The following is a 22043-nucleotide window of genomic DNA, read 5'->3' as shown; positions in this document are numbered from 1 at the left end:
TGCGATGCCTGCTCAGGCCCGTCTGAACGTCCAATACAATGGGGAACGCCCGGCCCGCAGCGCCTTCGCTTCATACCGTGTCGGCGGCCAGCCATCCGGACGGCCGGTCGCCGGTTCAACCCGCTGAAACAGAGTTTGCGTCGTCATCACGTCCCGCACCCAGGTTTGATAGGTCGGGTCATCGCTGGCCACTCGCCACTCGGCGCCAGGCTTCAGCACCCGCGCCACCAAAGGCAGCATTGCCGGATGCACGAACCGCCGCTTGGCATGCCGTCCCTTCGGCCACGGATCGGGAAACAGGAGGAACAGGCGGTCAAGGCAGGCATCCGGCAGCGCCCGCAGCAGGACCCGCGCATCATCAGGCCAAAGGCGCAGGTTTGGCGGCAGTGGCGCTGCGGCTTCCTGGCCTTCGGGCACCAGCGCCGCCAGCAAGGAACAGATGCCGTTCTCGAACACCTCGCAGGCAATCAGGGTTGCCTCGCAATGCGCCCGCACCTGGGCCAGCGTGTGCTCACCGCCGCCAAAGCCAACTTCCAGCCATAGCACACCGGGTGGGATCGACAGTGGTTCCGGCAGCAGCAATCGGGGCAAGGTCACATCGAGCAGGCGTTCCTGCCGGGACCGCAGGCGGTGGCCGCGGCTGCGGCCGTACAGCCGGTCCGGTGGCGGCTTTACCGCCCGAGCGCCGCCCTCAACGCCGGCACCAGATCGGTTCGTTCCCACGTGAAAGTGCCCTTCGTCTCGTCAGGCTCTCGCCCAAAATGGCCATAGGCGGAGGTGGGTGCGTAGATCGGCCGGTTCAGGTGCAGATGCTCCCGGATGCCGCGCGGCGACAGGTTCATCACGTCGTGCAGCGTCTTCTCCAGGCGCTTTTCGTCGACGTCCTTGCCGGTGCCCTGAAGGTCCACATAGACCGACAGCGGGCGGGAGATGCCGATTGCGTAGCTGATCTGCAAGGTGCAGCGATCCGCCAGGCCGGCGGCGACGACGTTCTTCGCCAGGTAGCGGCAGGCATAGGCGGCCGAACGGTCCACCTTCGTGGGGTCCTTGCCGCTGAACGCACCGCCGCCATGCGGGGCCGCGCCGCCATAGGTATCGACGATGATCTTGCGTCCGGTCAGGCCGCAATCGCCGTCCGGACCGCCGATGACGAAATTCCCGGTCGGGTTGACGTGAAATTCGTCCTCCCGGCACATCCAGCCGTCTGGCAGGATCGATGCGACCAGCGGCCAGAGCAGGCGCTTGATTTCGGCCTGCTCCATGCCGGCCTCATGCTGGGTGGAGACCACTACGGAGGTCGCGCCGACCGGTGTGCCATCAACATAGCGCAAGGTCACCTGGCTCTTGGCATCCGGCAGCAGCCCTGCCACCGCGCGGTCACCGATCTTCCGCAGGTCGCGGATATAGCGCAGGATCTCATGGGCGTAGAACAGAGGTGCCGGCATCAGCGTCTCGGTCTCACGGCAAGCGTAGCCGAACATGATGCCCTGGTCGCCGGCGCCCTCGTCCTTGTTGCCGGCGCTGTCCACGCCCTTGGCGATATCGGAGGACTGTGAATGCAGGTGCACGGCGACATCCGCGGTCTTCCAGTGAAAGCCGTCCTGCTCATAGCCGATGTCGTGGATCGCCATGCGCGTCAGATGCGTCAGCAGGTCCGGGGTGATCGACGCCGGGCCACGGGTCTCTCCGGCCAGCACCACGCGGTTGGTGGTCACCAAGGTCTCACAGGCTACACGTGAATACGGGTCGGCATCGAGGAACGCGTCCAGCACCGTATCGCTGATACGATCCGCGACCTTGTCGGGATGTCCCTCGGAAACCGATTCCGAGGTAAAAAGATACTCGCCCGTGTCACGCATGGGTGGTGTCTCGCGTCGCGGTAGGTTGCGGCCGCCGGAACGGTGGCCCTGGGCGGAATGCCAAGCCGGCGGTGTGTGGCGGAATCCGGCGCAAGGGTCAAGGCAAGCGGAACAGACGCTACGCCATACCCAGCACGTCCATCATGCTGTAGAGCCGTGGCGGCTGGGAAACCGCCCACAGCGCCGCCCGGACCGCGCCGGTGGCGAAGGCGCGCCGGTCGAACGCGCGATGGGTCAGCGCGATGTGTTCGGTCGCCGAAGCAAAGATCAGGGTATGCTCGCCCACCACCTGACCGCCGCGCAAGGCCGCGAACCCGATCGCCCCAGTCCGGCGCGGGCCGGTGTGGCCATGGCGTCCGCTTTCCATCACCTCTTCCAGCCCCACGCCGCGACCCTTCGCCACCGCTCGGCCCAGGCCGACGGCGGTGCCGGAGGGCGCGTCCACCTTCTGGCGGTGGTGCATTTCCATGATTTCCGCGTCGTAGGCATTTGCGGGCAGGGCCGCGCCCATGCGTTCGGCCAGCGCCAGCACCAAATTGACCCCGGCGGAGAAGTTGGCGGCATAGACCACCGGAATGCGCGCCGCCGCCGCCTCGACCGCTGCCTCATCGGCGCCGGACAGGCCGGAACTGCCGAGCACCCAGGGTTTGGCGGATGCGGCCATGGCGGCGGCGTGGGTTTGGGCGGTGGCCGCGTTGGTGAAGTCGATCACCACGTCGGACGCGGCGGCGAGGGCAGGAAGGTCGGGGAAACTCCGAACCCCCGCCGGTGTGGTCCTGCCGGCGCTGCCGCGGCTGGTACCGCCTGACAGCGTGGCACCCGCCGCCGGGATTTCCTCGGCCAGAAGCTGACCCATTCTGCCAGTGATGCCGGCAATGCCGATGCGGTGCGCCATGGCGTCCTTCTTGAACATGGTCGCGTAATCCTGCGTGTGGTCACACGCCGCGTCCAGAGACGGTGCGCAGCGGCCGGTGACTTTCCAAGGATGCCGGTCCATTGTCTGATGGTCCGTTGCCGTCGTCGGTATCGCAACTTCCGGCTGAACAGTATTAGCGCGGCGCCCGAGGCGCGGGAGTTGGAGTCTGTTCCTGGTATTTTCCAACGGGATCGGCAGCGCTGACCCACTTCTACGTCTCCAGCAACTGGGCCGATCATCCGGGCTGACGCTGCGATCGAGCGATGCCAAAGCTGCTGGAGGATCTTGCGAATGCGCCGTGCGCCGAAGGAGCGTGCGGACCCGGTCCAGCTCGTCACCTGTCAGTTGGTGCCATCGGTCAGGTGGGGACAGCACGCGCGCCCGGCTACCGCGGTCGTCCGAAGACCATGATCGTATCATCGTTTCCAATGTTCTGACAGGTGGAGACGTGGCATGATGACCGGCACAGGCGGCGTATCGCCGCATTGCAGCTATTGTTCCGCGAAAGGATGCGGCACATCGATCAGGCTCGGCTTCATCAATTCATCTCGGCCATGCCAAAGGCCGAATTGCATCTTCACATTGAGGGCACGCTGGAGCCCGAAATGATGATGAAATTATCTATACGCAACGGTGTGGCTCTGCCTTACACCAGCGTGGACGCCATCAGGGAGGCCTATCGTTTCAATTCGCTCCAGGATTTCCTGGAGCTCTATTATATCGGCATGTCGGTGCTGCTGACCCGGCAGGATTTCTTCGATCTCGCGTTCGCGTATCTGGAAAAGGTCGCGGCGCAGCATGTGACGCATGTCGAGATCTTCTTCGACCCACAGGGCCATACCGAGCGCGGCGTCACTTTCGGTACGGTCCTGTCCGGCCTGACCGACGCGCTCGACAGGGCGCGACGTGATTATGGAATTAGCTCGAAGCTGATCATGTGCTTCCTGCGGCACCTGCCGGAGGAGCAGGCGTTTGAAACATTGCGACAGGCCTGCCGGTGCAAGGACCATATCTTCGCGGTCGGCCTTGATTCATCCGAAACCGGGCACCCACCGGCGAAGTTCGCGCGCGTCTACGCCGAGGCACGGCAACAGGGCTTCGTGCCCGTCGCTCATGCCGGCGAGGAAGGACCAGCAGCCTATGTGTGCGAGGCAATCGACGTGCTGCGGGTCAGGCGTATTGACCACGGCAATCGGGCGCTTGAAGACCCCGCGCTGGTCGCCCGCATCACGCACGCGCGGATCCCCATGACAGTCTGCCCGTTGTCCAACCAGTGCCTTCAGGTGTGCCCCGATCTGACGCTGCATCCGCTCCGGCGGATGCTGACGGCAGGTCTTCTGGTGACGGTCAATTCCGATGATCCGTCCTACTTCGGCGGCTATGTGAATGAGAATTTCCTGGCCGTGCAGGCGGCACTTTCCTTGACCGAGGCTGAAATCGTGACGCTTGCGCGGAATTCGTTCATCGGGTCCTTCATGTCCGACCCGGAGAAGGCGGCGGCGCTGAGGGGCTTTGATGCATTTCATGCGAAATGGTGAAAACACCGAAACATTTATGATTTGGGTTTTACCAAGCCGAAGCCGCCGGTCGATCAGCGGGATTGTTTTGCGGTCGCCGAACGGGTCCACGCCGCCGGCAACATCATCCTGCCGCGGGACCAGGATGCGGTGCGCCGTTCATCGACCGTCTGCTCAGATGGCAGGGTCTGTGTCAGGCGCCGGGCGCAAGCAGCGGGCGACGTAAGGCAGGAAGTGGGCAACCGGTGGGGTTTCCAGGTGCTTGACCTTTGCCTGCTCATCGAACCGGCGCAGTTGGACTGCGGCGGATGACTGCGGAAGCGCATCGAATGCGGCAACCTCCGCCGCTGACATCGGGCCACCCTGCAGCGACAGGCTGCGCACCGAGTCTTTCGACAACTTTCCAAAATAATCCGCTTCGGTTGCGCAGAGGTAGCGCTTGGCGGCGACATGCAGCCGCACGGGTTCGGTTACCTCTGGTCCAAACCAGACGGCGAGGAATTCATAGCCGCGTTCCTCATGCAGATCGTCCACGCCGGCTTCGGCCGGATTGGCGCCGAGGTCGTGCACCAGATGGCCGATATCGTGCAGCAGGCTGGCGGCGATCAGCGAGTCGGGACAGTCAAGCCGCTCCGCCAGCCAGGCGGATTGCAGCGCGTGCTGACGCTGAGTGATGTCGCTCAGTCCATACAAACCATCCGCCTTCAGTGTTAGCAGATCGGCGATCTGTCGCAGCCGCTGATCGGTCATGTCCTCATCATTTGCTGATGCTGTTCAAGCTTAGTAAATTAAGCGATAGGTCAACCCGAGGCAACGCCCGCAATGCCATCGAACGGCGTGTCGCTGGACGGGCGCCACACCCTACGAGAGGGATCATCATGTCATCAACCGACGCTGGCATCCCGCATCTTGAGATGACGTTTCCAAAAAAGATTGTTGAGCAAAAGTACCGTGCGCACGAAGAGACGATGAACGCGCATCTGGTAAAGCTTCTGGCATTTGAGGTCGACAATCGAACCCGGACCTTTTGGAAGAAGGAAATTCTTAATCACGTCAACTATCTTTCGGATATTCGATCCAAGGGCCAGGGCCTTGTCCGCCGTCGAGATGCGTTCATGTGGCTCTACAGTGACCCCTTTGGCGGCAATGAGGAGACCTACGTGGCGGCATTGATCCGCATGGCTGACGATGATGACCGGCGCAACAGCCGTTCGACCGAGGATATCGCCGCACGCATTCAGGTATTCCACGAGCAGGTCGCTGACGCGCTGGCCAATGGCATCGCCAGGGCGGATGTGCTTGACGACCTGTAGCGCAACCTGCCGATGAGTTATGGGACGTACTACAAAATGATCACTGCGATTGTCCTCTATGACCTGCCCCCGCACATCGACAAGGAAAGCTGCCGCGCACATTTTCATGCGATCGCGCCAGGCTTCCTGGAGGTGCCGGGTCTGCTTCGCAAGCAATTCATCCATGCGGCCGAGGGCGGGTTCGCCGGCGGCTCATACCTGTGGGAAAGCCGAACGGCGGCGGAGGCGTTCTATTCGGGATCGTGGCTGGACGGGATCATTGCCCGCTACGGCGCACCGCCGCGCATTACCTACTTCGACACGTTCGCGATCGCTGATGTGCCGGCGCGGCAGGCGGTTGTATTCGACGACTGACGCGACAGGCTTCCCGCCGCCTCGCGGTGCGCGTAGGTTCCGGTACCATTAGAGCATGATCGTTTTAAGTTGACTCCTGCGTGAGTAGGGGTTCCGGCGCGGCCTAAAATCTGATCCAAGCTGTGGGCTGGGTCGGAGGCCAGCATGGATGGGTGCTCCTTACACGTTGGATTTGCGAGAACGCGCTGTCGCGGCATTCCGCTCAGGCAGGAGCCGGCTTGAGACGGCGACCCTCTTCCAGGTCAGTGAGTCGTCTGTGCAGCGGTGGTCGCGGCTGGATCGACAGAAGGGCAGCGTGGCGGCGCAGGGGCTGGGTGGTCATCGGCCCTTCGCACTGGCCAACGAACGCGACAGGATTATCGAACGGATTGCGCAACAGCCGGATCTGCCGTTGCGCGCACTGCTCGCTGAGTTGCAAGACCGTGGCATCACGGTGAGCTATTTTGCTGTCTGGAACATCGTTGACCGCGCTGGTCTCAGCTTTAAAAAAAAGCCTGCACGCCAGCGAGCAGGATCGTCCCAATGTTGCCCGTCGGCGCCTGCAATGGCAAAAGCGGCAGGATAAAGTTGATCCCAGACGGCTTGTTTTTGTAGACGAAACCTGGACGAAGACGAACATGACCCCGATCCGGGGGCGGTGCCCGGTCGGCCAGCGTCTGCTCGCCAAGGTGCCGCATGGTCATCGCCAGACGCAAACCTTCGTTGCCGCCCTGCGATGCGACGGCATTCATGCGCCATGCCTGCTCGATCAGCCGATGAACGCGATCAGTTTTCGCGCCTATGTCGAGCAGTTCCTGGTGCCGACGTTACGACCGGGCGACGTTGTGATCATGGATAATCTGAGCAGTCACAAGGGCCCTGTCATCCGCAAGGCAATCCGGACAGCGGGTGCAAAGCTGATTTTCCTGCCACCCTATAGTCCCGACCTCAACCCGATCGAGCAGGTGTTCGCCAAACTCAAAACCCTGCTGCGCAAGGCCAACGCCCGCACCATCGACGCAGTGATCGAAGCGATCGCCAAGCTCCTCGACGAGTATACCGTCGAAGAATGCGCCAATTACCTCGTCAACTCCGGCTACGGGTCAACCTAAAACGATCATGCTCTAATAGCCGGATTGGGCAGGGAGACGTTCAAACAGATGCCAGTTGGCAGCGACACGGTCCGCCTGGGCTGCGGCGCGGGCTTTTCGGCCGATCGGTTGGGACCCGCGATCGATCTCGCGCAGCGCGGCGTGCTGGATTATCTCGTGTTCGAGTGCATCGGTGAGCGCACCATGGCATTCGGCCACCGCGACCGCATGCTGGACCCGGCACGTGGCTATAATCCGCAGTTACGCGCACGCATGCTTGGCGTCCTGGGTCACTGCCGAGCGAACGGGACGACCATCATTACGAACATGGGAGTGGCCAATCCGCGGGCTGCTGCCATGCTGGTCGTCGACATCGCGCGGGAGCTTGGTCTGCCGGGCCTCAAGGTCGCCTGTGTCGAAGGTGACGACGTCACCCATCTTGTTGATGCCGATACCGCATTCATCGACCATCCGGGTGCGGTGAAGGATGTCGGTCTGCGGATGGTTGGAGCCAATGTCTACCTGGGTGTCGACGCGCTGCTGCCGGCGCTCGAGGCAGGCGCCGATGTCGTGATCGCCGGCCGGATCGCCGATCCGACATTGTTTCTGTCACCGCTGGTCCATCGTTTCGGTTGGGCGCTGGATGACTGGTCCGCGCTTGGGCGTGGCACCCTGGTGGGCCACCTGATGGAATGCGGCATGCAGATCACCGGCGGCTACTTTGCTGATCCCGGCTTCAAGGATGTGCCGCGCCTCGCCGATTGCGGCTTTCCGATCGCCGAGGTTCAGCCGGATGGCAGCTTCGTCATCACTAAGCTGGATGACACTGGCGGATGCGTGACACCGGCGACGGTGAAGGAGCAGCTTCTATACGAAGTGCATGATCCCGCGGCTTATCTGACGCCCGATGTGACAGCCAACTTCCGAGGTGTTTCGGTCGATCCGGTTGGTCCCGACCGGGTGCGGGTCAGCGGGGCGAACGGCAGTGCGCGTCCGGACAAGCTGAAGGTGACGATCGGGTTTGACGGCGGATTCCTTGGTGAGGGCGGAGTCAGCTACGCCGGCCCGAATGCCGGCGCCCGCGCCGAACTGGCGGCCGGCGTGGTGCGGCAGCGTCTGACCCGGATCAATCAACTGGGTGGCGACCTGCGGGTCGATCTGATCGGCCTGAATTCGCTTTATCAGACAGCCGAGGTTCCGGCTGGCGACAATGCCGACGTGCGGCTGCACGCGGGCGAAGACGTGCGGCTGCGCGTGGCGCTTCGCTCGTCCAATCGGGATGACATCGATATGATGCTGTGGGAGGTGGAATCGTTGCTGTGCTGCGGACCCGCGGGTGGCGGCGGCTACCGAGGGCAGGTGACACCCTGCGTCGTGACCCACTCGGCCTTGATCGGGCGCGATCAGGTCAACCCGACGTTCGAGATGTTCGTCGCATGACCCAGCCGCGCCTGATCCATGACATTGCCCATGCGCGTGCCGGCGACAAGGGAAACACCTCGAACGTGTCGGTCTGGGCGTACGATGCGACGGACTATCCGCTGCTGAAGCAGCAATTGACGGCCGAACGGATCAAGCAGGCGTTTCCGAAGCTGTTCACCGGCACGGTCACGCGGTACGAGATGGATGCCTTGCATGGCCTGAACTTCGTGCTGCTGGATGCGCTCGAGGGAGGGGTTAACACGTCGCTCAACCTTGATTCGCACGGCAAGTCGTTCAGCTACCTGATTTTGGGGCTGCCGATCGAGCCGTAACGTTCAGGGCCTTTTCCGTCCTGGTCAGGGCCAGTGCTGCTATAATGCTGCTCTATTAAGCGCACGTCGGTTGAAGCACTCGTGTCACTTATTGTCTTGGTCCTGACACCGGCGGTTGGCCGTGGTAGTCTTCATCATTGGGCCGCTGGTTCAACGCGCGACAAGGCTGGGCGTGTAATCCGGCTGTGCCACGCGACCCCATGGACCCACCCAACTGCGTGTCCATCTGCGCTGCCACAGCGTAAGCCCAATCAGAACGAAGCCGGACAGAGCGGCATAGCTGATGAACCCGGTGGCGAAGCTGCCGGTCCACTGCTTGGAAAATCCCATTACGTTCGGCAGGATCGCGCCCCCAAGCGCGCCGATTTCGCCAATCATGCTGGCGGCGACCGCTGTGTTACCCGGCCAGCGCAGCGGCACGAGTTGGAACAGCGCACCGTTGCCGGCGCCCAATGCGGCAAAGCAGATCATGAACAGCACAGTACTGACCACCAGCGAAGGTTGCGTCGACAACGCCAGGAAGCAGCCGACGGCCGCGATCAGAACAACGCAGAGCGCCGCTATCCCGCCGACCCGGTCCGCCGCCAGACCGCCCACGGCGCGGATCCCCGAGCCCATGATAGCCGCCAACATGGTCAGCCATCCGGCCTCCACCTTGGTGACATGGAATTCCGAGAAGAAGAAGCTTGGCAGGAATGTGGACAAGCCAATAAAGCCGCCGAAGGTGATGATGTAGATCAGGTTGAAGGACCAGCCATCCCTCTCCCACAGGCACGAAAGATGTTCGCGCAGGCTCTGGTGCATGGTGTCCGGCGGCTCCTTCGCCATCGTGATCATGACGATGAGTGGGATCAGCATGACAACCGCGGACCATGCGTAGACGGCATGCCAGCCGTAAGCCTGAGCAACCGGAGGCGCCAGCAAAAGTGCCACGACTGTTCCCGCATTGCCGGCGCCGGCTATGCCCATCGCCAGGCCCTTATGCTCCACCGAATACCATCCCGCGCCCAACGAGAGCGCTACCCCGAATGAGGCACCAGCAATGCCCAGAAGCACGCCCATTGCCAGCACATCATTGAAGCTCGTGACGAACAGCCAGCCATAGAGCATCGCCACGATGATCAGGATCATTTCTACCAGCGCGGCATTCTTCCGGCCGATATACTGCGACAGCACACCAAGCGGGAAGCGCATCAGCGCGCCAGCGAGCGTCGGGATCGACACCATCAGCCCGGTCTGTGACGGGCTTAGATTGAAGGATTGGGTCAGGAATGGACCCATCGCCCCGTTCAGCACCCAGACCGAGAAGCAGAAATCGAAATACAGGAACGCGGCGAACAACGTGGGCCAGTGGCCCGACTTCACTGCCTGCCGAAGATTTGCCATGGATGACCTTGTTTCCAGAACGCGCGGGTTGTCAGTTGGCGGCCGTGATCGCCTCGGACGGCTGCGGCACAAGCTGGATCGTGCCGTCGGCACCGATCCGCACAGGGTACACGCTGATAGCGCAGGGGGTCCCAAGGCCCGTCCCGGTGCGCAGGTCGTAGATGCGATCGTGCAGTGGACAGACAACCGAGATATCGTCGGTCAGACCGTCAGCCAGCGGACCGCCGCGATGCGGACAGTGTGCCTGTGTGGCGAATACCTGGCCCGCGCGGGTGTGGAACACCGCCACGCGCAGTCCGCTGAGTTCGAACGTCCGCCCCTCGCCCATGGGTATCTGGGACAGGTGGCCGATCGCAAGCGCCTCGGCCATGCTCAGTCCTCCGCCGCGACAAGCGAAGCGAACTGATTGGGCGTCCTGGGTTGCTCCCGCTCCTTCCAGGGGTCGCGCACCGCCGCGGCGGACGCTGCCATCGCCGCGTCCAGGGCCGCGGCTACTCCATCCGCGTCGTCCACGACAACGGCGCGCGCCCGCTCAATTCCCATGCGTTCGACAAACGTGTGCGTGCGTTCCTTGAACTTCGCGTTCTCGCGATACCACTGCATGAAGCGGCCGGTGATTTGCAGCACCGCTTCCTCGCCGGTCACGATGCACAGGACATCGCCCTTGCGCACCTGCGATCCGGCGGCGCCGCCGACATAGATCTCCCACCGGTCGTCGCCGATCGCCACCGCGCCGACGTCCTTGACCATCGCCTCGGAACAGTTGCGGGGGCAGCCGGCGGTGGCCAGCTTCAGCTTGCCAGGGCTGTCGATGCCGCGGAACCGCGCCTCGATCTTCCGCGCCAGGCCCATGCTGTCGCCCAGGCCGAACCGGCAGAAATCAGTGCCAATGCAGCTCTTGCAGGTGCGGTAGCTTTTGCCCCAGGCCCAGCCGGCGGGCATGTCCAGGTCGGCCCAAACCTTGGGCAGATTGTCCTTCGATATGCCCACCAGATCGATCCGCTGGCCGCCGGTCAGTTTCACCAGCGGCACGTCGTGTTTCAGCGCCACCTCCGCGATGCGCATCAGGTCGGCGGGCGTCGTGATGCCGCCCGGCATCTCCGGCACCACAGAGAACGTTCCGTCCTTCTGGATGTTGGCGTGCACGCGGTCGTTGATGAAGCGGGCGTCACGCTCATCCTCGTAATCGTCGTTCCACAGCGTGATCAGCAGTGACGCGAGTGCGGGCTTGCTGGCCGCGTCCGCCCGCCCATCGATCGCCAGCGCCCGGAACACGGCGGAGACCGATTTCAGCCCCTGCTCGCGGACGGCGCGCACCAGCGCCGGTTTCGCCATCGGGATGCACGGCACGTAGTAGTGGATCGAGGGATCTTCCTCGATCTCGCCGCCGCAGAACCATTCCACCAGTTCACCAACAAGGCTTTTGCAGGAGCCGCACCCCATGCCGGCCCGTGTCGCCCGCATCACCGCCGCGGCACTTCGCCCGCCGCCGGAGACGCAGGCCCCGATCGTCGCCTTGGTGACGCCGTTGCAGTTGCAGACCTGCGCGTCGGCCGGCATTTCGTCCAGGGTCACCTTCTGCGGCGGCGTGCCGAGGTCGAACAGCAGTGACAGCCGTTCCTCCGGCAACGGACTGTCGCGGTCGAAGGCCTGCATCAGATAGGCTGCCTTGCTGATGTCGCCCATCAGGATGCCGCCGGCCAGCCGGCCGTCGCGCACGATCAGCTTCTTGTAGGTGCCGTGCTTCGGCTCGGTGAACTGGATGACCTCGTCGTTCTCATCGGCCGGTTCCGTGATGCCCATCGAGGCCAGCTCGACACCCATCACCTTCAGCTTGGTTGCCAGTTTCGAGCCATGATAGGCGGCATCACGGTTCGCATCGGTCACATGATCCGCGAAGACCTTTGCCTGCTCCCATAGCGGCGCGACTAGCCCGTAAACGTGCCCGCGATGCTGCGCGCATTCGCCAACGGCATAGACGTTCATGTCGTCCAGCGAACGCATGTGGTTGTCGACCACGATCGCGCGTTCGACCGTCAACCCCGCGCCGTGCGCGATCTCGACATTCGGCCTGATGCCGGCGGAAATCACCACCATGTCGCAGTCCAGCCGCTCACCATCCTTGAAGACCAGGCCGGTGACGCGGTCCTCGCCCAGGATCTCAGTGGTCAGTTTGTGCAGATGAATCCGCACCCCCAGCTTTTCCATCATCGTACGCAGGATCACGGCACCAGTCCGATCGAGCTGCGCCGGCATCAGATAGTCGCCGAGGTGGATGACATGCGTTTCGCAGCCATGGTTCAGCAGGCCACGCGCCGCCTCCAGGCCGAGCAGGCCGCCGCCGATCACGGCGGCACGTTGACTGGTCCTGGCGCTGGCGATGATGCCGTTGCAGTCGTCGATGGAGCGGAAGCCGAACACGCCGGCCTTCATCTTTCCATCCGGTCCGGTCAGTCCCGTCATCGGCGGAATGAAGGAACGGCTGCCGGTGGCGATCAGCAGCACGTCGTAGGCGGCCCGAACGCCGTTCGCGGCCTGCACCAGGCGTGCCGCGCGGTCGATCTGGGTCACCGGCGAACCGACGTGCAGGGTGACGTCGTTGTCCGCGTACCAGGCCATCGGGTTAATGTAGATGTCGCTGCTGTCCTGAACGCCGCTCAGCACGTTGGACAACAGGATGCGGTTGTAATTGCCGTATGGCTCGTCACCGAACATGGTGATCTCGAATTGATCCGCTCCACCGCGCGCCAGCACTTCCTCGACCGCGCGGGCGCCTGCCATGCCATTGCCGATCACAACGAGCCGTTGCTTTTCCATGATTGTGCTCCGCCTCAGATTTCGACCAGGCCAAGATCGACGACCGCCGAACCGGAGCAGCCCGACGGCGCCGCCAGGAACAGCTCGATGCGGCTGTCGGGCGGCAGGTCCTCCACCACGGCCAGCGGCACGTGCGACGCGGACTTGGCACCAACCGGAAAAAGCCGGATCGGCTTGCCGTCGTGCATCAGCGACAGGTAGATCATTTCCGAAGTGGAATTTCCCAACCGCACGTAGATGAGCTGCGCGCGCTTGTCGAACGGCACGGTATAGACAAGCCGCGGATCAAGCAGGTTCGGCTTGTCATAGCCGTTGCCGATGAAATGATAAGCGCCGTTCAGGAAGCGTGGGATCGAATCGATCATGATGCCTTATTCTCGGGAACTGGGCGAGGGATTCGCCGCGGCGGAGCTTGCCCGGGCGGCCGGCATCTTCTCGATGCGAACCGCGCAGACCTTGAATTCGGGAATTCGCGAAACCGGATCGAGCGCGGCATTTGTCAGCCGGTTCACGGCTGCTTGGCCTGACCAGTGGAACGGCACGAACAGCGTATCCAACCTGATGTCGCGATTGACACGGGCACGCAGTTCCGCCGTTCCGCGGCGCGTCGTCAGCCGCACCATGTCGCCAGCGGCAACCCCCAGCCCACGTGCCGTATCCAGGTTTATCTCGACGAAGGCATCCGGTTCGGCTTCGCATAGTTCGGCCACGCGCCTGGTTTGCGCGCCGGTCTGGTAGTGCGACAGCACGCGCCCGGTGGTCAGCACATAAGGAAATTCCCGATCGGGCGTTTCCGCCGGCCCACGATACTGAATCGGATGGAATCGTGCGCGCCCATCCGCGGTGGCGAAGCCGTCGAGGAACAGGCGCGGCGTGCCGGGATGCGCGTGGTCCGGGCACGGCCAGAACACGCCGTCTTCCTTGGCAATGCGTTCATAGGTGATGCCGGCATAGTCCGCCGGCCCACCGCTGCTCGCCTGCCGCAGCTCGTCGAACACCCGACCTGGTTCGGTGTCGAATCGTGCCGAACATCCCAGCCGTTCGGCCAGGGCGTGAAAGATCTCAAGGTCGGTCCAGACGCCCGGCGGCGGCGCCTGCGCCCTGCGGCGCAGCAACACGCGGCCTTCCAGATTGGTCATGGTACCGTCCTCTTCCGCCCATTGCGTAATGGGTAGGACCACGTCGGCGCGCCGAGCGGTTTCAGACAGGAACATGTCGGCGACGACCATCAAATCGAGGCCGCCGATGCCGCCGGACACATTGTCGGCATCGGGTGCGGATATCAGCAGGTTCGACGCAACAACGAACAACCCGCGGATCTTGCTGCCCAGTTCGCCCAGCAACTCGCAGGCCGAAAGGCCCGGACCAGGCAGGCTGCCGGGTTCGACCCCCCAGACAGTCGCGACCTCGGCGCGGTGGCGGGGATTGTCGAGCTTGCGATAGCCTGGAAGCTGGTCAGCCTTCTGACCGTGCTCACGGCCACCCTGGCCATTTCCCTGGCCGGTTAGACAGCCGTAGCCACAGTGCTTGCGGCCGGCATGACCCAGCGCCAGGATCAGATTGATGTAGGCGAGCACGTTGTCCGTGCCGTTTCGCTGCTGTTCGGCGCCGCGCGCCGTCAGCAGCATGGCTGTGGCTGCCTCCCCCAGCATATGCGCGGCACGTTGCAGTTGGGCCGCCGGCACGCCGGTGATGCGCTCCACGCGGTCTGGCCAGTAGGACGCGCAGATCCGCCGCACGGCGTCGAAGCCCGTGGTCCGCTGCTTGATGAAGGCATCGTTCAACAGCCGGTCGCGGATGGCGATATTCATCAGGCCGTTGGCCAGTGCGGCGTCCGTGCCCGGGGTCAATTGCAGGTGCAGGTCGGCGGCGCGCGCGGTCGGCGTACGTCGCGGGTCGGCCACGATCAGCTTGCCGCCGCGGCGCTTCTGCGCGGCGAAATACTGCATGATCGGCGGCATCGTCTCGGCCGGGTTGCCGCCCGGCAGCAGGATGACCTCGGCCCCCGGAATATCATCCAAGGGAAACGGAAGACCTCGATCAATGCCGAACGCCCGCTGGCCGGCGGCGGCTGCCGACGCCATGCAAAACCGGCCATTGTAGTCAATGTTGGCCGTGCCAAGCGCCAGACGGGCAAACTTGCCGAGGAGGTAAGCCTTTTCGTTGGTCAGACCACCGCCGCCGAACACGCCGACAGCGTCCGCGCCGTGTTCGGCCTGGATGCGGCGGAAGTCAGTGACAATGCGGTCGAGGGCTTCATTCCAACTTGCCGGTCGCAACCGCATGCCCTTGCGATCGCGGATCAAAGGGGTCGTCAGCCGATCGGGCGCCGACAGCAGAGCGGCCGAGGTCCAGCCCTTGCGGCACAGGCCGCCTTTATTGGTCGGAAAATCCCGCGCACTGACGGTCCAGTCGGCAGTGTCCCGCGTCAGCGTCATGCCACACTGAAGCGCACAGTAGGGACAATGCGTATCGACGGGCTTGGTGATCGCCGGAACGCCCAGGAGCAGTGCGGCGTGATCTGTCATTCGCGCGCCTTATCATCGCCCGTCGCTGCCTGTCACCCGATAAGCCTATGGAATGAGCATAATGACCGAATACTCACGATTTGTTGTCAGAAGATGCAGTGGATTTTGAACATAAGATTAGAAAATATGCATAAACAGCGTAAGATAGGCATAATCTGCACAATTATCAGTCGCGACGTGAGATCCGATCCAGGCCCAACTGTTCCTCTGCAAGCGCCCTTAAGTAAGAGTGTCGGGATAGCGTGCTGGCAGATAAATATCCGGTCGTCGCACAATCGAACTTACGTGGCCCCGCCCGTTGCGTCGGGTCTCGAAACATTTGGCCAGAGCGTGGCAGGCCTGTCCCGCAACTCCTATGCTCGCCCAGTCTCGCCGCCTGGTACAGTGAGGGGGCAAGTTGTTACATGTTGCAACGCGCTGCCCTTACCTCTGGTAGGCTGGGCATGATCAAGCGGGCGGTGCCCGGGCATTTGCGGTGGCGTCGGACTGCGCCATGATCCGACTGCCATACACGATGGGAAGGTCGCGACCATGCCATACGATGCCCTGCGCTCGATCCTGCCGAATGCCGGCTGGGCCGCCGAACGCGCCGACGCCGTTGCGTTCACCGGCGGCACCGATCCGGTCCTGCCGACACCGTTCCGCATCGGTGTCGCCGGGGCGGCGACCCTGGCCGCGACCGGACTGGCCGCGGCGGACCTGTGGGAGACGCGTATCGGCCGGCGTCAGCAGGTGGCCGTCGATCTGCGCCAGGCCACCGCATCGCTGCGCAGCGGCCACTACATGAAACTCGGAGACGGCGCTGTCTCGGCCGAACGCAACGCGATCATGGGCGTCTATCCCGCCAGGAATGGCCGCTGGAGCTACATCCACGCCAATTTTCCCAACCACCGCGCCGCCGCGCTTGCCGTGCTGGGTGTCCCCGAGGAGCGGGAAGCCGTGGCGCGCGCCGTGGCGGCCTGGGATGCCGCTGACCTGGAGGAGGCGATCATCGCCGCCAAGGGCGCCGGCGGCATGGTGCGCACACAGGCGGAATGGGCCAATCATCCCCAGGCCGCCGCCATCGCCGCGCTGCCCCTGCTGGAAATCGTCCGCATCGGCGACGGCCCGGCGGAACCGCTGCCGCCCGGCAACCGGCCGCTGTCGGGCGTCCGCGTGCTCGACCTGACCCGCGTGCTCGCCGGCCCGACCTGCGCACGCACGCTGGCGGAGCACGGTGCCGACGTGATGAAGATCACCGGCGCGCACCTGCCGAACCTCGGCTATCAGGAATTCGACACCGGCCACGGCAAGCTGTCCGCCCAACTCGATCTGCGCGAACAGCACGACGTGGAGACGCTGCGCGGGCTGGTCGGGCAGGCGGATGTGTTTTCGCAAGGCTACCGGCCGGGAACCCTGGGCACGCGCGGCCTGTCGCCGGAGGAACTGTCGGCCATCCGGCCAGGGCTGGTGTATGTCTCGCTGTGCGCCTTCGGCCATACCGGTCCTTGGGCGTCGCGCCGCGGCTTTGATACCGTGGTGCAGACCGTCAGCGGCATCACCGCTCGGCAGGCCGAGGTCGTTCCAGGCAAGACACCAGGACCGCAGTTCTACCCGGTCTCCGCCATCGATTACTGCACCGGCTACCTGATGGCCTTCGGCGCGATGGTCGCGCTTGAACGGCGTGCCCGGGAAGGCGGAAGCTGGCTGGTCCGCATCTCGCTGGCCCAGGTTGGCAAATGGATTGTCGATCTGGGTGAAGTCCCGGCGGCCGAACTGCACGGCGTGCCAGGCGAATTCACCGCCGAAGAACTGGATCGGTGGTCGATGGTGACTGAAACGCCGGCCGGCCGGCTGCGCCACCTGAAGCCCGTCGTCCAGTTGTCCGAAACGCCACCCCACTGGGCTCGGCCTTCGGTTCGGCTCGGCTACCACCCGCCGGTGTGGCCGGCGCGCGGCGCGTGATGCCGGCACCCCGGTTTGCACGACCAACCAGGTCTGCAAGCCGGACTTCGCCTGCCTGAGGATCGGCTCCGGTCGACCATGGACGCCTTGGAATGGCATGCGGCCGCCCTTGGTTGGTATGACGGCAAGGCTGGCCGGAGGAGCCGGGCATAGGCGGTCCATGGCGAGGCCAAACCAGGCGAAGCGGCATTCGCATTGCTGCCCGGGAGTCGTTTCGTCAAAAACTAGAAAAACGGGCGCACGTTCGTAGGAACTAGGTCTTATACAAACTTCTGGAAAGATCGATCCTCGCGCGTCGCCTCCAACGTCCAGCGCGGGCAACCGAGCACGCGAGAAAAACTTGATCTGGACATCTGTGCATGGACATAATCCATTGTATCATAATGTTTTTATCTGGTGCGGATGGCGGGGTCAAGTTCTGGCCATGATAATGAGTAGGCAGTGCCCACCGGTTGATCCCTACAGAGATGCGGTATAAATACCTATTTAATTGTTGCATTATTTCCTACTACCCGCTAGGAATGTTCCGCCACGCCGAACTTGCTCCCAGCGGCAAGAAGGAACATGCGCAATGGTTCATCCCTGCTGGATGCTTTCTTATCAGGGCGCCGTTCCGGCGATACATAGGGTCTTACATGCACCCCTTTCAGGGTCTTGTTTTCGCATATGCAAGGACGCGTGCGGTTGCGACGTGGGCGCGTGCGGTTTTGCCATCGACGCAGCCCTTTGGTTTGGGGGTGTTGGGGCCGCGCTTGCTGGTGGCGACCTGCCGCGGGTTGATGTGACGGGCGAGGGCAAGCAGCCGTTGGGCCAGGCGTTCGGGATCGGCGCCGTGCCCGGGCGGCCAGTGCTCAGGTGGCACGGCGATGAGCAGGCCTTCGTAGCTGCCCCTGACCTTCGTAGCTGCCCCTGACCTGCTGGGCCAGGTGGAAGGTGGACACCTCGGGCGGCGGCTCGTGTTGCCGGTGCGCCTGCTCCACGCAACGGCCCAGCAGGGCAAGGACGTTGTAGGCCAGCACCGAAACCGCAAACCCGAGCAGCGCCGCGCGAGGGTGGCCGAGGCTTGCGATCTCGCTGTGCAACACGCTTTCCCGCCGCCCGAACATGCCTTCGATCTGCCAGCGCGTGCGATACAGCTCGGCAATCCGCCCGGCGCCCACCGCTGCGGGCAGGTTGCTCCATATCCGGATGGTGGCGTCGCCATCCTCGGTGGGCTGATCCAGCGCAAGCTCGATGCGGCGCCACAGTGCTTGCGAGCCGGCCACCGCGATCTCCTGCTCGCGCACCTCACCTGTTTCGGTGCGGCCACAGCCTTGCCATCCACCCTGCCGGACCAAACAGGGATGGCGGCCGTGCTCGCGCACGATGAAGCTGGCGCCTGTCTCCTGCCAGCCGCCCAGGATCGCCCCGGTGCAGAAGTGGCGGTCGGCAATCCACAGCTCACCCGGACCTGCGCCCTCCAGCAGCGGTGCCACCGCAGCGCGCTCACTCGCGTGCGCATCCTCGCAGGCCACCAAGTCCACAGCCAGGCCCATGTCCGGGTCATACACCACCAGCGACTGCCCCGGCAGGGCCGCGCCGCGGTGGCCTCGCAACGGGGCCAGCCGTTGCTCGCTTGCGGGCAGGTGGTTGCCGTCCAGCACACGCAGCCGCCAGCCGGGCAAACCGGCAGGGCCGCCATGGCCCACCGCCGCCATCAACGGCGCCAGCCGCTCCGCACTCCCGCGTATCAGCGCACGCAGGACGCCGGGCTCCGTGTGGTTCACCTTGTCATACAAGGCGGCCAGCGACACCGGCAGCGCCGCCATCTGCCGCGCCGCAGCGTGCAGCGAAGGGCGCAGGCCAAGGCACACAAGCGTCATCAGTTCAACCACGGTGGAGAACAGCAGCTCCCGCGCATACGGCTTCTGACGATCGGCCTCGAAGACCTCGTCCACCCAGCCCGCCGGCATCGCGTGCTCCAGCGCAAGCCGCGCCATCACACTTGCCGGCACGCGCCGCTCAAACCGATCCAGAACAACAGACCATACCAACCCAGTCCCGTCCGATGCACCGCTCATCCACCAAGGCTGGGAATGAAATGACCACCCTGAAAGGGGTGGGTCTTACGCCGCGTTCGCCAGCGCCCGCCACACCCGCTCGGGGGTCGCGGGCATGTCGATATGCGTCACGCCGTCGCCGCTGAGTGCGTCGATGATCGCGTTGATCACCGCCGGAGGACTGCCCACCGCCCCGGCCTCGCCCGCGCCCTTCACCCCCAGCGGATTGGTGGCGCAGGGGATTTCCAGCAGCTCGATCTCGATGTCCGGAAACTCGTTCGCCCGCGGCAGAGCGTAGTCCATGAGGCTGCCGGACAGCAGCTGACCGGAGGACGGATCATAGACCGTATGCTCCAGCACCGCCTGGCCGAAACCTTGCACCACGCCGCCCGCCACCTGGCCGCGCACGATCAGCGGGTTCACCGTCTTGCCGAAATCGTCGCAGACGATGTAGCGGACCAGTTCGACCGTGCCGGTTTCCGGATCGATCTCGACCTCGGCCATGTGGCAGCCGTTCGGGAAGGTATGGGCGGCGATCGGGGCGACCTCGGCGGTGTCAAGGATGGTTGCCGGCTGGCCGGCGGCGGCCTTGTTTCGCTGCGTCGTGGCCAGCGAAACGATGTCGATCGCGCGGTCCGTGCCGACGATGGAGAAGCTGCCGTCGGCGAAGGCGATGTCGGTCACCGCCGCTTCGAGTTCCTCGGCCGCCGCCTGCTTGCCCTTGGTGATGACGGAATCGGCGGTCACCAGGATGGCCTGGCCTTCGGAGTACAGGCTGCGCGCACCGCCGGTGCCGCCGCCGGTCGGGATGGTGTCGGTATCGCCCTGCCGAATGCGGATCTTGTCACCGTCAATGCCCAACTGCGCGGCGGTCAGTTGAACATAGGCGGTCTCGTGACCCTGTCCGGTGGACTGGGTGCCGACATAGACATCGACGAAGCCGTCCTCGGCGAAGCGGATTTCCGCGCGCTCGCTGTCCGAACCGCCGGTGGCTTCCAGGTAGTACGCAAGGCCAAGGCCGAGGCGCCTGCCGCGGGAAGCGGCGGCGGCCTTGCGGGCGGGGAAGCCGGCGTAATCGATCTTCGCGGTTGCCGCATCGAGCACGATGCGGAAATCGCCGCTGTCGTACATCTTGCCGACTGGCGTCGCGTGCGGCATCGCCGAGGGCAGCACCATGTTCCGCCGCCGCAGTTCGACCCGATCGATGCCGGTTTCACGCGCCGCGGCATCCACTAGCCGCTCGACCAGATAATTGCTCTCTGGCCGGCCGGCGCCGCGGTAGGCATCCACCGGCACGGTGTTGGTAAAGACGCCTAAAACGTTGGCATAGATCGCCTTGAACCCGTAGACGCTCGCCAGCACGCCGGTGCCGGCAAAGGTCGGGATGAACGGCGCGAAGGTGGACAGGTAGGCACCCATGTTGGCGACATTGCGGGTACGCAGCGCCAGGAACTTGCCATCCGCGTCGATCGCCAGTTCGCCAATGGTCAGGTTGTCGCGGCCTTGGGTGTCGCAGACGAATGCCTCGCCACGTTCGGCCGCCCATTTCACCGGCTGGCCCAGCTTGCGAGACGCGTAACAGGTCAGAATGTGTTCGGCGTACAGAAACAGCTTCATGCCGAAGCCACCGCCCACATCGGGAGTGATAATGCGAAAGTTCTCCGGGCTGGTGCCGAACAGCGGGCCAATCAGGTTCTTCACCATCCAGCCGCCCTGGGTGTTGGCGTACAGCGTCCAGCGGCCGGTCGCGGAATCGAAATCCGCCAGCGCGGCGCGGGCCTCCAGTGAATTCACCACAATGCGGTTGTTGACGATGGTCAGCTTGGTGACATGCGCGGCCTTGGCGAACTCGGCCTCGGTGGCGGCCTTGTCGCCGATCTCCCAATCAAAGGCGAGGTTATGCTTCACCTCCGGCCAGACCAGGGCCGAAGCGGTGTCCATCGCCGCGGCCAGTTCGGTGGAGGATGGCAGGATATCAAAATCCACCTCGATCTGTTCCGCCGCGTCACGCGCCTGCTTGGTGGTTTCGGCGACGATGAAGGCAACCGGGTCGCCGACGTGGCGCACCGTGCCGTCGGCCAGAACCGGGTGTGGCGGCGCCGCCTGCGGCGTTCCGTCGCGATTTGTCACCGGTGCCGCGCAAGGCATGGTTCCCAGACCATCGGCCTTCAGGTCCGCCGCCGCAAAAATTCCCCGCACCCCCGGCAGGCTGGCTGCCGCCGCGGTGTCGAGCCGTGTGATCCTGGCCGCGGCATGCGGGCTGCGCAACACGACGCCGAACAGCATGTTCGGCAGGACGATGTCGTCCGTATAGCGTCCCGCGCCTTTCAGCAGGCGGGGATCCTCGACGCGACGGATCGGCTGGGCAACGCCAAATTTCGTGGCCATGGTGGTAGATCTCCGGTCTGCGGCGGACATCACATCCCGCGCTTGCACTGCATCATGTACGCTGTCGTCAGCAAAGGCCAAGAGGTGCCGTTCATCTACCTTATCGGGCGTTCGGTCCTGGCGGGAGCTGAACGTCGTATCGTCATCCTGAACCCTGG

General features: G+C 64.1%; 17 protein-coding genes and 1 pseudogene. 7 read left to right on the top strand and 11 right to left on the bottom strand.

The window, feature by feature from the left end:
* Positions 1–12: 12 nt before the first annotated feature.
* The 3 genes from trmB to dapB all read right to left on the bottom strand — a co-directional run bounded on the left by trmB (position 13) and on the right by dapB (position 2754).
* Entirely contained in the window at positions 13–723 is a 711-nt protein-coding gene (gene trmB / locus ACQY4S_RS09170) for a tRNA (guanine(46)-N(7))-methyltransferase TrmB (protein ID WP_428484895.1), read from the bottom strand.
* A complete protein-coding gene (metK, locus tag ACQY4S_RS09165) occupies positions 672–1859 on the bottom strand; it encodes a methionine adenosyltransferase (protein ID WP_428484894.1) in 1188 nt (395 codons plus the stop codon). Before metK ends, trmB begins: the two co-directional genes overlap by 52 nt.
* 118 nt (positions 1860–1977) lie before the next feature.
* Positions 1978–2754: a 4-hydroxy-tetrahydrodipicolinate reductase gene (dapB, locus tag ACQY4S_RS09160; RefSeq protein WP_428486248.1), complete on the bottom strand. Its 777-nt coding sequence runs from the start codon at positions 2752–2754 to the stop codon at positions 1978–1980.
* A gap of 530 nt (positions 2755–3284) precedes the next feature.
* Here dapB and ACQY4S_RS09155 point away from each other — a divergent pair.
* Positions 3285–4313, top strand: a complete 1029-nt coding sequence (locus tag ACQY4S_RS09155) for an adenosine deaminase (protein ID WP_428484893.1) — start codon at positions 3285–3287, stop codon at positions 4311–4313.
* Positions 4314–4466: 153 nt separating this feature from the next.
* Here the strand turns inward: ACQY4S_RS09155 and ACQY4S_RS09150 are convergent, their stop codons facing one another.
* On the bottom strand, positions 4467–5042 hold the full coding sequence (locus ACQY4S_RS09150; RefSeq protein WP_428484892.1) for an HD domain-containing protein: 576 nt from the start codon (positions 5040–5042) through the stop codon (positions 4467–4469).
* Positions 5043–5170: 128 nt separating this feature from the next.
* Here ACQY4S_RS09150 and ACQY4S_RS09145 point away from each other — a divergent pair, with 128 nt between their 5' ends.
* The 5 genes from ACQY4S_RS09145 (at position 5171) to ACQY4S_RS09125 (ending at position 8783) form a co-directional block, all read left to right on the top strand.
* The gene (locus ACQY4S_RS09145; RefSeq protein ID WP_428484891.1) at positions 5171–5605 is read left to right on the top strand and encodes a hypothetical protein; all 435 of its coding nucleotides are present in this window, start codon (positions 5171–5173) and stop codon (positions 5603–5605) included.
* 12 nt (positions 5606–5617) lie between these two features.
* Positions 5618–5959, top strand: coding sequence for a YdhR family protein (locus ACQY4S_RS09140; RefSeq protein WP_428484890.1), 342 nt, complete (start codon positions 5618–5620; stop codon positions 5957–5959).
* 148 nt (positions 5960–6107) lie between these two features.
* A protein-coding gene (locus ACQY4S_RS09135) for an IS630 family transposase (RefSeq protein WP_428483280.1) occupies positions 6108–7050 on the top strand; the annotation gives its coding sequence in 2 pieces (ribosomal slippage) (positions 6108–6443 and positions 6445–7050; 942 coding nt in all).
* A gap of 48 nt (positions 7051–7098) precedes the next feature.
* Entirely contained in the window at positions 7099–8469 is a 1371-nt protein-coding gene (locus tag ACQY4S_RS09130; protein ID WP_428484889.1) for an acyclic terpene utilization AtuA family protein, read from the top strand.
* Positions 8466–8783 (top strand): AtuA-related protein, encoded by a 318-nt coding sequence (locus ACQY4S_RS09125; protein ID WP_428484888.1) that lies wholly within the window; start codon positions 8466–8468, stop codon positions 8781–8783. Before ACQY4S_RS09130 ends, ACQY4S_RS09125 begins: the two co-directional genes overlap by 4 nt.
* Positions 8784–8933: 150 nt before the next feature.
* Here the strand turns inward: ACQY4S_RS09125 and ACQY4S_RS09120 are convergent, their stop codons facing one another.
* From ACQY4S_RS09120 to ACQY4S_RS09100, 5 genes are read right to left on the bottom strand one after another with little or no spacing between them, the layout of a single operon-like run.
* Positions 8934–10169 carry an MFS transporter gene (locus ACQY4S_RS09120; protein ID WP_428484887.1) on the bottom strand — a complete coding sequence of 412 codons (1236 nt, stop codon included), beginning with the start codon at positions 10167–10169 and terminating at the stop codon, positions 8934–8936.
* A 31-nt stretch (positions 10170–10200) separates the two neighbouring features.
* Positions 10201–10539 carry a Rieske (2Fe-2S) protein gene (locus ACQY4S_RS09115; RefSeq protein ID WP_428484886.1) on the bottom strand — a complete coding sequence of 113 codons (339 nt, stop codon included), beginning with the start codon at positions 10537–10539 and terminating at the stop codon, positions 10201–10203.
* Between the two features lie 2 nt (positions 10540–10541).
* Positions 10542–12986 carry a nitrite reductase large subunit NirB gene (gene nirB, locus ACQY4S_RS09110; protein ID WP_428484885.1) on the bottom strand — a complete coding sequence of 815 codons (2445 nt, stop codon included), beginning with the start codon at positions 12984–12986 and terminating at the stop codon, positions 10542–10544.
* Between the two features lie 14 nt (positions 12987–13000).
* Positions 13001–13351, bottom strand: a complete 351-nt coding sequence (locus tag ACQY4S_RS09105) for a hypothetical protein (protein ID WP_428484884.1) — start codon at positions 13349–13351, stop codon at positions 13001–13003.
* Between the two features lie 6 nt (positions 13352–13357).
* Entirely contained in the window at positions 13358–15514 is a 2157-nt protein-coding gene (locus ACQY4S_RS09100; protein WP_428484883.1) for a molybdopterin oxidoreductase family protein, read from the bottom strand.
* Between the two features lie 531 nt (positions 15515–16045).
* Here ACQY4S_RS09100 and ACQY4S_RS09095 point away from each other — a divergent pair.
* Positions 16046–17458, top strand: coding sequence for a CoA transferase (locus ACQY4S_RS09095; protein ID WP_428484882.1), 1413 nt, complete (start codon positions 16046–16048; stop codon positions 17456–17458).
* Between the two features lie 646 nt (positions 17459–18104).
* Here ACQY4S_RS09095 and ACQY4S_RS09090 read toward each other — a convergent pair.
* A pseudogene (locus tag ACQY4S_RS09090) lies at positions 18105–19437 on the bottom strand (transposase).
* Positions 19438–19563: 126 nt separating this feature from the next.
* The gene (locus tag ACQY4S_RS09085) at positions 19564–21885 is read right to left on the bottom strand and encodes a xanthine dehydrogenase family protein molybdopterin-binding subunit (RefSeq protein WP_428484881.1); all 2322 of its coding nucleotides are present in this window, start codon (positions 21883–21885) and stop codon (positions 19564–19566) included.
* Positions 21886–22043: the final 158 nt, after the last annotated feature.

It is taken from the genome of Rhodopila sp. (assembly GCF_965276935.1).
Taxonomy (GTDB): Bacteria; Pseudomonadota; Alphaproteobacteria; order Acetobacterales; family Acetobacteraceae; genus Rhodopila.
The sequence above is the reverse complement of the archived record's forward strand: the minus strand, read 5'-3'. Positions and strand labels throughout refer to the sequence as shown.